This is a genomic window from Nonomuraea sp. NPDC001699 (assembly GCF_053596455.1).
On sequence record NZ_JBSFGF010000003.1, the window covers coordinates 627,323 to 639,665 of the forward strand.

Here is a 12,343-nt window from a genome sequence, read left to right on the forward strand (position 1 = left end):
CCCGGGTTGAGTGGAGGTGGGTTACTGGATTCAAGTGCCACTTGATGAGAGGAAAGTGGCATGGGACGACGGGGCTATCCGCCAGAGTTCCGGCGCAAGGTGCTGGATCTGCTCGAGGCGGGGCGTAAGGTCACCGACCTGGCGCACGATCTGGAGATCAGCAGTCAGACGATCTATACCTGGCGGCGGCAAGACCGCATCGATCGCGGCCTGGAGCCCGGCTTGACCAGCAGTGAGAAGGACGAGCTAGCAGTCGCCAAGCGTCGCATCGCCGAGTTGGAGACAGAACTACAGGCCACGCGGCGGGCGATCGAACTGGTGCGAGAGGTGGTGCCCCCAAAAGGCGGTTCGAGGCCATCGCGGTGATGGCCGGCGAAGGTATCCCCGTCGAGGTGGCCTGCCGCGTGCTGCACGTCTCGGTGTCCGGCTACTACGCCTGGCGGGATCGGCCGCCCTCGCCGAGGACCATCCGGCATGTCTGGCTGACCGACCTGATCCAGCAGATCCACCAGCGTTCCCGAGGTACCTACGGCGCCCGGCGGGTGTATGCCGAGCTACGCCTGGGCCACCAAGTCCCGGTCAGCCATGGAGCGGTGGAGTTACTCATGCAGCGAGCAGGGCTGCAAGGCCTCAGCGGCCGGCCGAAGTGGCGGCGTGCCAGGCCCGACCAGATCGCCGTCGACCTGGTAGACCGAGCTTTCGCCCGGAGCGGTCCCAACCAGCTGTGGGTCACTGACATCACCGAACACCCCACCAGAGAGGGCAAGGTGTATTGCTGTGTGGTGCTGGACGCCTACTCCCGCCGGGTGGTCGGGTGGTCGATCGACTCGACCCAGACCGCCACCCTCGTCACCAGTGCCTTAGGCATGGCCATCGACAACCGTACGCCCGCAGGCACGATCATCCACTCCGACCAGGGCGTCCAGCTCGGGTTCAAGGAGTCGTTGCAACACTGCCTGTCAGCAAGCCTAGACGCTCGTTGAACGCCTCGGCGGGAGTACGCCAGCCGAGTGTTTTACGGGGGCGGCTGTTGAGTGTGGCGGCGACGGCATCCAGATCGTTTCGGCTGTGCCTGCTCAGGTCGGTGCCCTTGGGAAAGTACTGCCGGAGCAGACCGTTGGTGTTTTCGTTCGTGCCGCGTTGCCAGGGACTGTGCGGGTCGCAGAAGTAGATCTCCAGCCCGGTGTCGATACGTAGTTGGGCGTGCTGAGCCATCTCCGCGCCCTGGTCCCAAGTCAGCGACCTGCGCAACTGCTCAGGCAGCGTGACGATCGTGGCCGCGATGGCGTCGCGCACGGCCTCGGCGCCGTGCCCAGCGAGTGCCGGGCCGTTCTTGACCCGCTCGCTCTCGCCGTGGCCGTCCATCCGGGGTAGATGCAGCAGCATCGTGTACCGGGTAGTGCGCTCGACCAGCGTGCCGATCGCGGAGCTGTCCAGACCGATGATCAGGTCGCCTTCCCAGTGCCCGGGCACCGCCCGATCGGTGACCTCGGCGGGCCGCGCACTGATCAGTACCTCTTCGGTGACGAACTTCTTGCCCCGGCCACGGGCCCGGGCCCGGGGCACTCGCAGCGCCCGGCCTGTGCGCAGGCAGGCCGTCAGCTCGCGACGCAACGCGCCGCGGCCCTGGACATACAGGGCCTGGTAGATGGCCTCGTGCGAAATCCGCATCGTTTCATCCTCAGGAAAGTCGACCGGCAGCCGATTCGCGATCTGCTCCGGACTCCATGACGTCGCCCAGCGCCGGTCCTGGCGGCGCCCATGCCGTCGCCCGATCCAGCGGACCTGCGGCCCTTCGATCTCGCTGCCGTCCGGGGCGCGGACCGTGCCGGCCAGCCGGTCCTGCACGTACTGCCGCAGCCGATCGTTGTCGGCGAGCTTGCATCTCCTGGGCCGGCGCGCTTGCCGGTCGGCGTGCCACTGCGCGACCGAGGCCCGATAGTCCAGGCGGCCGCCGCGAGTCGCCGCGTTGCGCCGCAGTTCCCGCGAGATCGTCGACGGGGCACGTCCCAGAGTGCGGGCGATCTCCCGCACCCCGCGGTCCTTGGCGCGCAGCAGGGCGATCTCCTCGCGTTCGGCGAAGGACAGGTAGCGACCCGACAGTGACTCCAGGCTGATCGGCGGCATACCGCCACCCTCACGAAACCACCGCGGCCCCAACGGCATCGACACGCCGCACGCGACAGCGGCCTCCTCACTCGACCTCCCCTCGGCGATCAGGCGCCAGAACCGCTGCTTCTCCTCGCGCCGGTTTACCGGAGGCCGCCCCGGTGACCGAAGCGGCGGCCGACCAGCCTGAATCGCCGCACGCGCCCTTCCTTGCGCCACAACATCCTCCTCAGAATCAAGGTGTTGCGACGATCAGTTGAATCCGCCCAGTTCGGCTCCTGGGCCTTCACCCAGCGCGCCAAGGACTCCGGCTTGCTGCCCTCGATGGGCAGCGTCGGGGACTGCTTCGACAACGCCATGATGGAGTCGTTCTGGTCGCGGATGCAGGTCGAGCTCCTCGACCGTCAGCGCTGGAACACCCGGATCGAACTCGCGAACGCGATCTTCGAGTACCTGGAGATCTGGCACAACCGGCAACGACGGCACAGCAGTCTGGGCATGCTCACCCCGATACAGTTCGAGAACGCGTCCACCGTGGCATGACAATCCAGAAACGCGACTCCATCGAACCCAGGGCACACCAAAGTCTCCACCGAACCCGGGACGATTCAGACCCGATGGCCGGTCAAGCCTTGTCCAAGTGGGCCCGTCTCACCGTCTCACCGACCAGCCCCTTGCGACCAGCAGATTAAAGATCCGCTGACTTCTCTCAGGCGATCGTCTCGGTGCGCTTGCAGGGTGGGCCAGGGGATTGATCGGCTGCATCCTGCACGGCGCTGAATAGAAAAGCAGGCCCGCCGAAGAGTCGGCGGGCCTGCTGCGTCCGGTGGTTCAGGTGGTGGTGTCGCCCGTGTGGTTCGGCAGTGTGATCAGCCGGGCGCTCTGGGCACCTGCGGCTGCGGTGTTGATGAGGGCGGCGGTGGATTCGGCGGCGGCGCGGGCCACCTCTGGGTAAACGCTGGTGTAGGTGTCTCGGGTGAAGGTGGATGACACATGCCCGAGCGTCTCCTGCACGACCTTCAGATCGACTCCGGCAGCGAGCATGATCGACGCGGCGCCGTGGCGGAGGTCATGCAGCCGCACCGGTGGCAACCCCGCGTGGAAGGCCAGCAGGTAGAACTGGTCGCTGACCTGCTGCGGATGCAGTGGCCGACCGAGCTCGTCGGTGAAGACGAACCCGCTGTCCGTCCACGCCTCCCCCGCGGCCAGCCGCTCAGCCGCCTGCCGTTTGCGATGTGCGCCTAGCGCCGTGACTGTGTCGGCGTCCAAGGCGATGGTGCGGTCGCTCGCCTCGGTCTTCGGCCTGCCTTGCACCGGCTCCCACCCCAGCTGGGTGATCTGCCAGTGCACCCCTGCCGTCCCGGCGGCCAGGTCGACGTCCTTCCACCGTAGCCCGACCGCCTCGCCCCGGCGCAGCCCGCGCAGGGCGGTCAACCGGTACAGCGCGAACAGCCGGTGGGTAGCCGCCTGGGCGAGGAAGGCGAAGGTGTGCGAGGGCGTCCACACCATCACAGGAGATGGACGGGGCACGGACGCGTACACGTTGATCATGTGGGCGCGGCTGAGCCGGGCGCCGCGTCGCCGCTGCTCGACATCGAGCCGCTCCTGCAGATCCCGGTTCCAGGCGGCGACCCGCTCGTCGGTCCACACCAGCGCCTTCGGGCGTTCGGCGTCAGCGAGTTCGACGACCGCGGCCGGGTTGAAGTCGATCAGCCGATCCTGCTTGATCGCGATGTTCAGCGCATGCCGCAAGGTGGCGCGGATGCGGTGCATAGTGGCCGGGCCGACCGGTCGCCGATACCGCACCTTGGCCCGCTCCTCGGGGTCGGCGCTGGCGCGGGCGGTGGTGATGACGTCGTTGAAGTCCTCAATCGCATCGAACATGCCTGCCACATCCGACACCCGCAGCCGGTCCAGCCGGATGTCTCCGAGGTAGGGGGTGAAGTACAGGCGGATGTGCGCCTCGTACGAGCGGCGCGTGGTCGGGTCGATCTTCCGCTTGCGGCGCAGGAACTCGTCCATCCATTCGGCGACTGTGACGGTGGGGTTGAGGTCCTGGCGGGTGCGGACCTTGCGCCGCACCTCCTCCACCGGCGGCAACGCCTTGGTGTCCTTGAGCGTGACCAGCATCAGCTCAGCGATCTTCCGCTGCACGTGCGGGTCCTCATCCAACGCCAGCAGCGCCCGAGCCTGCTCCAGTTCGGCCTCCACCTCCTCCAGCGTCGCAAAGCCCCGGCGGCGCAGCGGATTGCGTCGCTGTCCGTCGGCGTGCGCGGGCAACTCCAGCTGAAAGGCCCACGTACCGTGGGTGCTGCTCCACCGCTCCCCACCACCAGGGCGGCGCAGCTTCGGGCACGCCTTGCCCAGCCTCTTCCCCGTAGCCTCGTCCCGGCAGGAACACGTCTTGAAGGTGGTTCCGTTCATCGTCGCGTGGCGCCTTCCTTGTTCGCTGACTTCGCGTCGCCGACCGCTCGACGTCGCGCTTCCTGCGACGCTCCCCCGTCGCCACGCCCCGTGAGGTACGGCCGATGCTGGACGCTCCTGGCAGCGCTCGGCGTACCGTGTCCATCACCGCGCGGGTCGCCGTCGGCGGCCCGGACGGAGGATTGCCGCGCCCCGGCACGGAGGGCGGCCCCGGTCGGCCCGTACAGACCCGTTAGGGGCCTATAGCGGGGGACGTGCGGTGCCACCGGCCGGCCCGGGGCGGTCGATATCGACGCCCACCTTCACCACCCATGTCAAGCAATATCCGCTGGTCACAATGCCCCGTTGCACGTCGCGACCAGGACTGGGGGCATCGGATTGCATGCCTCGCCGGAGGACGCCAACCTCACGCAGAGAGCCCCTCGCCGATCGCACGGTGGCAGCCTCAGCTGGTGCGGAAGGTGCATGAAGAGTCGGCGAAGTAGCTGGACTGTACGGTCACCATCAGACGCCCCGATCTGGCGAGCGAATCATCCCTGTCACTGATCTAAATACCGGCCAGAAAGGCCGAGTTAGGACAGAGCAGGAGGCCAACTCTTGGTCAAACCGGCATCGGATTCCGAGCCGAGCAGCTCGATCAATCACCAGCAGCGCGTGGTTTTAGACGCGCGGCATATACGGACGGATCACCGGCGGTCGCTTCATGCGTGCATGTCCCGGTATCGACGCATTCGCACTGCCACCTTCTGAACGCGTGGGACAGAAGGTGGCACGCTTTGACATGCACAATCAGAACTGCGGACTTAATCCGTAGGTTCCGGGACCGAGCCCCGGGCGCCCTACCGCTCCCCATTTTGACCTGTACTTTCTCGAATCTCCGCCCTCTTTGGAGAGGCGAAAACGGCCGAGTCCATGCTCGTCGGCACGCATCCGGCACATGGACAACCGGACAGCGGGGCGAAACGGCATACCGCTCGCCTGGCAGGTCAAGCCAGACCCGCGGGAATATGCGGTCTCACCAGTGCGACCGGAAACCGGGCGCACTGGAACGAGCTCGCCCCGGCGGCGTGCGGAGGACCACCTCACCTGCTGGCATTGACGCCTACAGCCATCATGGCCGCAGTGACCGGCCATGATGGAGGCCGCCCACGGCGCGGGCGCGCAACCACGGGCTGATGCTGCAACTGGGCACCGAGACCACGCCCCCTTCCTACGTCAGCGAGTTCCATAGCGCGCCGCTGGGCCAGATCACCCTGGACGGCCGCAGCAGTGACCTGGTGCTGCATGGGGGCGATGCTCCCATGCAGCTCGCCAAACCCGCCACCACCGCGGCCCGGCTGGCCTTGCGCGCCTACCGCCGCGAGCGCGCCCAGCAGGGTCACCGGCCCCGCAAGTCCCCGCCGATCACCGTCGACCGGCTGCGCGCGATGGTCGACGCCCTGCCTGCCGCCACCCCCGCGGCCCGCCGCGACCACGCTGTCCTGGTGCTCGGCTTCGCCCTGATGGGCCGCCGCTCGGAGATCGCCGACATCGACATCGACGACCTCACCTTCACCGCCGACGGCTTGGAGCTGTACGTCCCGTTCAGCAAGACCGACCAGGACGCCCAAGGCGAGAGCGTCGCCATCCCCCACGGCCAGCACCCGCAGACCTGCCCCGTCCGGGTGACCCGCGCATGGCTCGCCGACCTGACCGGCGCCGGCGTGACGACCGGGCCGCTGTTCCGCCCGATCGACCGGCACGGCCGCATCGCCTCCCCCGCCCATCCGACTGCCGGTCGCGGCCGCCGTGAACGGCTGACCCCGCAGACCATCAACCTGATCGTCAAACGGGCCGCCACAGCCGCCGACCTCGACCACGCCGATGCCTACACCGCCCACGGCCTGCGCGCGGGCGGCGCCACCTCCGCCGCCAAGGCCGGCGCGCCCATGTCCGCGATCACCCGCCACGGACGCTGGGCCGACGGCTCACCCGTCGTCGCCGGCTACATCCGCCAGGCCGACAAGTGGAACGACAACCCTCTGCACGGCATCGGACTATGAGACCGGCAGCCGCTGATCTGCCTATCGGTATCGTGCCGCCTGATCGACTTTGAGCCACTTCGCTGTGCGGGCAACACTTGCGAGTGGTGCTCGCTCTTGAACGGCTACGGGAGCCACCCAATCTGGACTGCCCTGTGTGACTGCGCGGCCGGCTCGGGCGGCCAGCATCTCCGCAAGCAAGCCGCTGGCGGTGGTGGCTGTCACTGATCGCTCTGCAAGCAGCCCGGCTTCGCCGAGGCGAAGAGCTGCGATGCGTAGGGCACGCCGCCGCCTGTTCGGGAGCCGGTCGAGACACTGCTCAAGTTCGAGGAGGAGTTCCTCGATGGTGTCGCCTGCTGCGATCGCCCAGAGCGCAAAGGTCCACTCGGCCTGAGAGTGGCGCTGCCAGATAAGGCCACGGCGCAGGCGCTGGAAGCCCGGCTGACCCGCCTGCCGGGAGCACGGTGCTCACGCCGGCGGGCGGCACTGTCTGATCGGCGAGCTCACCACCACGCCGGTGGTGAGCGCGGGCCGGGCCGGCCACCCGTAGCGATGATCGGGTCCTTCCCCGGCCACGCCCGCTGGCGTGGCCCGGCAGGACGACGGGCTCGCACACCTGGACCATGCCGACCGGCTCCCTGACCGGCTGCCGGGCAGCTTCCCCCTTCTGGTCGCCCTGCGCGGCGCGGTCCGGGTTCAAGGCAGCGCTTCGGGTCTGTGCCGCGTCTACCACACCCATCTCCACAGCACCGCCGGCTTTGCCCCGGATGCCGGGAAATGCCTCCCGGACGCGTTGCTGTGCGGCGGCCTGCTCCCCGCGCCCGCGTTCGCAGCGCGATGGCAGTCATTCGTCCGACCGGGGCGGGTCGAGAGTCCGCCGCCTACTGCATGGGCTCCTGCCAGCGGGTCATCTCGGGATTGCTCGGGTCAGGCGCGGGACAGGTCTCAGAGGTCAGGCGGGCCTTGCGAACGACCGCGCAGCCGCATTTACCGCAGAGCGATTTGTCGTCGAGCCCGAGGGTGGCGATGGTGTACAGGGCCCGGCGGCCGGGGCTCTGGGGTGCGTTCCGCAGCTCAGGACAGCGCTCGCAGGCCGCCATCCGCCGCTGGAGGGTCTCGTCGTCCACGTGCGTGAATCCGGTACGCGCCCAGCGAACCAGTGCGCCGCCCGCTCGGGCCACCAGATCGTGTACGGGCATCTCGGCCTGCCGCTTCGGCGGGTTGCTCAGCAAATGCTGGAGCAGCTCCGGGTGCCGGCGGCAGGTGAGCAGGTTGGCCGCGTAGTTCTCGTCAATGAGCGCGGCGCGCAACACCTCTTCCGGGACGGCCTCGTCCAGGCCGAGCACCCGTCCCATTTCGGCTCGCTGGTCGAGCAAGTGGGTCGACGTGCTGGGGATGGATGATGATGTGTGTGGCATGACACCTGCAATGGTCGTCGGAAATTCGCCTGTCGTGCTTACTGCTCACCATGAGCCGTGAGCGGTCTCTAGCCCGGGCTGGTGAACTGCGCGGTGTCGTGCTCAGGGTCGACGTCAGCACCGTACAGGGACGACTTGAGACCGTGAATCGTGATGCTGTAGGTCTTTGCCCCGTCGAGTTGGGTGGTCAAGATGATCTGGCAGGGCAGCGACTGCGGGACGAGCTCGGCCTTGGTGACCTGAGCGTGAGGAGTGAGCGCGTAGTTGTCGGTGATGGCGGCCGACTCGGCGCTGACCGTTTCGTTCAGTGTGAGCACGATACGTGTGGCGCTGGTGGCCCTCGCTTCCTCCAGGGAGACCGGAATCGGTGGGTTACCGCCTGCGCACGCTGAAACGCCTCCGCCGAAAATGGCGGCTGAGACGCACTCGAGACGGCATTCCACGGACGGGTGGTTGACCGGGTCGTTGGGGTCGCCGCCGGCGTGAGCGGTATCGATGAACTCAAGCAGCGTCTTGTATTCCCGGTACAGTTCCATGGAGTTCGGCCCGGTGCCCGGGAACCAGAAATCGGAGCGGACCAGCGCGAACGCGTTCCAGTCGGCGGCGCCGGTCCCGGAAAAGCCGTCGCGTCCGAGTGGTTTGGTCTCGAGGAGCCGGCCGATCGCGTGGGCGATGGCGAGGAAACAGCCGTTGTAGCTGAGCTCCTGCAACCGGGCGAGCCCTCCGGTGACGATCACGAACTTGCGCCCCAACGTGCGCACCGCGTACGTATTGATTTCCGTGCGCGCCCAGTCGAGGTAGAACTCGATGTCGGGATAGAAACCGGTGAGCCTGCGGAAGATGTGCTCGACCCTGGCCCGCGACGGCGTGTGGCCCAGCGGGACTTGGTGGCCGTTCTTGGCTACGTCCGCTGCTTGTTCCGAGGTGAACAGGCTGGCTGACAGGTCTCCGTAGGGCTCATCACCGGTGCCGTACACGGTGAACAGGCCGGTGGGCCCGCTCACTGCGGCCGGTTGGTCTCCGAAGACCATTCTGGTCTGTGCGCCGTCCCCGGTTGCGTGCTGCTCCTGGTACGTGGAGTTCCAGATGTCGGAACGCTGCGCGTGGTCGGCCACCTTGTACGCGTCGTCCAAGGCGTCGAAGTTGAGTTGAAGGTAGTAGTCACCTGCCACTACGCCGCCGGCGATGATCAGGTGCTGGCCGGTGAGGTCGCTGAGGGCTGCTGTGCCGATGTGGTGAACGCCACCGTCGTACTCGCCGATCGCAATCGTGTGGATCTGCACCGGGGCACCGTCCTGCGTGACCAGTTGGTCTCCGCGATGCAGTCGGGACGCCCGGGTCAGCTTGCCGTCGGCCAGCATCAGCACCTGATCCGCTGAGCAGATCAGGTCGCGTGGCTGCTGCTCCCCCTCATGGAAGGCGAGATAGACCATGCTGTGGTTGGTGCCTTGACTCGTGCCGCTGCTGAACGTGACTTTCGTCGGCTCCCAGACCAGCCCCCCCGGCGCCTCGCCGGACGGGTGCGCGGCCAGCACCAATGCTCCCTCGGCCAGAGTCTCGATGGCGCGATGACCGTCTGGTGTGGCCACCACCGTCCCCCGAGCGAAGCAGGCACAACAGCAGTTACAGTCATACGACATCCAGGCTTTGTCGTCAAAATCATGCTTGTGCATACAGTCTGCCGCGGCATGATTGACGTTCATCTCCGCGCATTCCCAGATGTCGTTCTTCTGTCGGCAACATACGCTACTCTGCACCGGCCAGAAGGTATCCTTACCTTTACACTTTTTCTCCAAATTATCATATATCGCCTCACAGTGAGACTCTGCTCCGTGGACGTCAGAGCACGCATAGTAGCCCCCGTCATGCAAATACTTCGTGCAGGCCGCAGTTGTACCCGGATCGATTTTTGTCCACGGCTCGCTCATATCATTTTCCTTTTCGTACGACTAGGGAATGGCTATTGTCGCGCCTACCACGAAGCGACGAGGAAGGTCTGGCGTGTTTCTGTCGACTTGTTCTCTTCGGTGCTCGAGCCGAGCCTGCCCCAGGTGATGTCACCTTTCGGTACCCCGACCTTGAAGGCCGCGACCGCCGAGTTCTGGATCGCGAGAAATCCCCAGACCTTTCCCGCGCCAGGCTCGGAGTAGAGCGGCTGAAGCGGCCGCTCCTCCCCCACCCAAGCCGCCTGCGAGCGGGACGTGTTCGTCACTTCCGGCTTTTTGAGATCGATCATCGCAAATGCGACTTTTCCGATGTCCGTCAGGGCGTAAACGCAGTAAGTTGTTCCACCTGCGGTAACGAGGGCGGGCCAGCTCAACAGGGATTTGCCTTGCGTAAGGTCTATGACCGTATTATCCTTCAGGCGGATGAGCTGAATGCAGGTCGGGCCGGCCACCAGCGCGAACCGGTCGTCAGAGCTGATCACGATCCGTTCCACCGCCGCGGAGACGTCCACCGTGCCGTACACCTTGTCGGACCTGGTGTCGTTACCTTCAACGCCCAAACCGGACTTGGTCAGATCCACAAGCCCGAACTTACGCTTACCTCCCATGACACCGGAAAGCACGTAAGCGCTTCGGCCCCCAGCGGAGGAGTAGACCTGCACGTCTTCGACGCCGGCGGTCCATCCGTTTGCCACATCGACGTCGACAGTCTGCGCTTGGCTTCTGGTCCCGTTCTTCGGCGCTTCGAAATAGGTGATTTTTCCGGCGTCAGCATGGCCGCAGTAGAGTAGCCCGTTAATGGCCGTCGGATCGCTCGCCCATGTGCAGCCGGCATAAGGACCACCGCCGAGCTTGTGCGCCTGAGAGTTTCCGCTCGTGCCCAGGCTGAACTCGTAAATCCCTTGATCGGAGAGCCGCCGGTAGGTCAGACCTGTCTCCAGGTCGAGACTTACTTTGGTGAGCTCCTGCAGTTGCAACTTGCCGTCGAGAGAGTAGTCTGCCCGTTTGTCCCCGGCTTGGGTATTGAACTTGGGATCACTGCCGGAGGAGAGCTCTCGTTCCATCCACATCTCTTCGATCAGACCTTTTCGGTCTTTTTGATCGTCGGCGTATGTTTCCTCCCAGCGGAGGAGGCGAATTCTACTGGCCATCAAGATGCGCCTTCCAAGTGCTACTGTGACGAGCTCCGGTCGTTCTCCTTATTCCCTCCAGCTTTTTCCGTTCAACCGCCGGCTACGCAATGAGTACATCAACAGCTTCTCACTCCGCGTTCATGAGTCTGATGGTTTGAGCGCGCCCCTGCCGAGAGGGTGCCAGTGCAGGGCGAGAAGGTATTCCTTGCCGTCTTTGTCGGTGTTGGCGGAAATGTGCACGGTGTGGGCAGCAGGGACCGGCAAGGTGAGGGTGTTCTCGCATGTGCTGGTGCCATGGAGAATGTTGAGCGTGCCGCCTGCGCCGGTGAGGTCGCCGGCGACGGCGACGGTGGTCTGTCCGAAGCCGTCGGTGGTGATGAGCAGGAAGCCGTCGGTGAGAGCGGCGAGCCGGACCTTCTGCTGGCCGGTGCAGGTCTTCTCGCGGCTGTAGCCGGGAATCCCGCCGCCGCCGTTGCCAGGCATGTCCTGCATCGCCACGGTGAGGCCGGCGGACAGGTCGTGGGCGGTGATCCACGGATGGGCGACACTGACCAGGGTGGTGAGCACCACCTCGATCTTCGCCCCGGGTGGCGGGGGCTCGTAGGTGCCGACCAGGCGGAAGGCGGTGTCCTGGCAGAGCCAGTACGTCCTGCTCATGTCGGCGGCGACGTTCTCGCCCGAGTTGCCGAGCCCGTGGTGCAGGAAGTAGGTGGCGGTGCCGGTGTCGGGCGTCTTGGTGTACCAGCTGACGACGACGGGACGCCCGGCCTCGACGACGACTTCGTCGGGGTGCAGGTCGCGTAGTTGGAAGTCGGCGGGGCCCTTGGGCAGGGAGGCGGGCGCCGTCCGTCCGGGGGTGTCGGTCAGCTGTTCGGCGATGGTGAGTGCGGCCGGGCCGCTGGTGGAGTTGACGTTGACGTCGGTGAGGGTGAACGCGACCTCTTCGCCGTCGTCGATCCGGGTGTATCCCTTGCTGTGGACGCTGGTGATGCCGATGTCCATCGACTGCGGTGTTCCGCTGTCAGGGGGGTTCTTCGCGCTGAAGCTCTTCCAACCGTCGCTGTCGTAGTCTTTGACGCCGAGCCCTTCGGGGTGGTCTGTCAGCTGCCCCGCGGCGGTGCCGATGGGCACGTTCAGCGTGATGCGCGTGCAGTGGAGCGGTTTCCCCGACCGGTTCCTGGCTCGCAGGGTGATGGTGCCGGTGTCGTGCAGGGTCAGCGGGTACGGGTCGGTGAACACCTCGTAGTCCAGGCAGAGATGGGCGGTGGCGGCGGACTGCGGGTCGGTCATGG

9 protein-coding genes and 1 pseudogene are annotated in these 12,343 nt (G+C 66.2%); 4 read left to right on the forward strand and 6 right to left on the reverse strand.

The features are described from left to right. Window positions 1-60: 60 nt before the first annotated feature. Together ACWCSU_RS13140 and ACWCSU_RS13145 are read left to right on the forward strand one after the other, a co-directional pair. Complete coding sequence (locus ACWCSU_RS13140; protein ID WP_185068271.1) at window positions 61-366, forward strand: transposase; 306 nt, start codon at window positions 61-63, stop codon at window positions 364-366. Then, entirely contained in the window at window positions 366-983 is a 618-nt protein-coding gene (locus ACWCSU_RS13145) for an IS3 family transposase (protein WP_449935061.1), read from the forward strand. Before ACWCSU_RS13140 ends, ACWCSU_RS13145 begins: the two co-directional genes overlap by 1 nt. Here the strand turns inward: ACWCSU_RS13145 and ACWCSU_RS13150 are convergent. Next, window positions 934-2,328, reverse strand: a complete 1,395-nt coding sequence (locus ACWCSU_RS13150; RefSeq protein ID WP_449935062.1) for an IS30 family transposase — start codon at window positions 2,326-2,328, stop codon at window positions 934-936. The genes ACWCSU_RS13145 and ACWCSU_RS13150 overlap by 50 nt on opposite strands. 48 nt (window positions 2,329-2,376) lie before the next feature. On the opposite strand from ACWCSU_RS13150, the pseudogene ACWCSU_RS13155 reads away from it, so the two are divergent. Beyond that, window positions 2,377-2,652: pseudogene (locus ACWCSU_RS13155) on the forward strand (transposase); the annotation flags it as partial. A gap of 288 nt (window positions 2,653-2,940) precedes the next feature. Here ACWCSU_RS13155 and ACWCSU_RS13160 read toward each other — a convergent pair. Next, a complete protein-coding gene (locus tag ACWCSU_RS13160; RefSeq protein WP_449935064.1) occupies window positions 2,941-4,533 on the reverse strand; it encodes a site-specific integrase in 1,593 nt (530 codons plus the stop codon). A 1,175-nt stretch (window positions 4,534-5,708) separates the two neighbouring features. Between ACWCSU_RS13160 and ACWCSU_RS13165 the strand changes: the two genes are divergently transcribed. After that, complete coding sequence (locus tag ACWCSU_RS13165; RefSeq protein ID WP_449935065.1) at window positions 5,709-6,575, forward strand: site-specific integrase; 867 nt, start codon at window positions 5,709-5,711, stop codon at window positions 6,573-6,575. An 860-nt stretch (window positions 6,576-7,435) separates the two neighbouring features. Here ACWCSU_RS13165 and ACWCSU_RS13170 read toward each other — a convergent pair. From ACWCSU_RS13170 to ACWCSU_RS13185, 4 genes are all read right to left on the reverse strand, one after another. Next, window positions 7,436-7,909 (reverse strand): hypothetical protein, encoded by a 474-nt coding sequence (locus ACWCSU_RS13170; RefSeq protein WP_449935066.1) that lies wholly within the window; start codon window positions 7,907-7,909, stop codon window positions 7,436-7,438. Between the two features lie 131 nt (window positions 7,910-8,040). After that, the gene (locus ACWCSU_RS13175) at window positions 8,041-9,729 is read right to left on the reverse strand and encodes a hypothetical protein (protein WP_449935067.1); all 1,689 of its coding nucleotides are present in this window, start codon (window positions 9,727-9,729) and stop codon (window positions 8,041-8,043) included. Between the two features lie 215 nt (window positions 9,730-9,944). Continuing rightward, window positions 9,945-11,069, reverse strand: coding sequence for a hypothetical protein (locus ACWCSU_RS13180; protein ID WP_449935068.1), 1,125 nt, complete (start codon window positions 11,067-11,069; stop codon window positions 9,945-9,947). Between the two features lie 120 nt (window positions 11,070-11,189). Continuing rightward, window positions 11,190-12,341: a hypothetical protein gene (locus ACWCSU_RS13185; RefSeq protein ID WP_449935069.1), complete on the reverse strand. Its 1,152-nt coding sequence runs from the start codon at window positions 12,339-12,341 to the stop codon at window positions 11,190-11,192. Window positions 12,342-12,343 lie beyond the last annotated feature (2 nt).

Excerpts from the sequence above, each read along its gene's own strand:
- ACWCSU_RS13180 (WP_449935068.1), bottom strand. The coding sequence starts at position 11,069 with ATGGCCAGTAGAATTCGCCTCCTCCGCTGGGAGGAAACATACGCCGAC.
- ACWCSU_RS13185 (WP_449935069.1), bottom strand. The coding sequence starts at position 12,341 with ATGACCGACCCGCAGTCCGCCGCCACCGCCCATCTCTGCCTGGACTAC.
- ACWCSU_RS13160 (WP_449935064.1), bottom strand. The coding sequence starts at position 4,533 with ATGAACGGAACCACCTTCAAGACGTGTTCCTGCCGGGACGAGGCTACG.
- ACWCSU_RS13165 (WP_449935065.1), top strand. The coding sequence starts at position 5,709 with ATGCTGCAACTGGGCACCGAGACCACGCCCCCTTCCTACGTCAGCGAG.
- ACWCSU_RS13145 (WP_449935061.1), top strand. The coding sequence starts at position 366 with ATGGCCGGCGAAGGTATCCCCGTCGAGGTGGCCTGCCGCGTGCTGCAC.
- ACWCSU_RS13140 (WP_185068271.1), top strand. The coding sequence starts at position 61 with ATGGGACGACGGGGCTATCCGCCAGAGTTCCGGCGCAAGGTGCTGGAT.
- ACWCSU_RS13170 (WP_449935066.1), bottom strand. The coding sequence starts at position 7,909 with ATGGGACGGGTGCTCGGCCTGGACGAGGCCGTCCCGGAAGAGGTGTTG.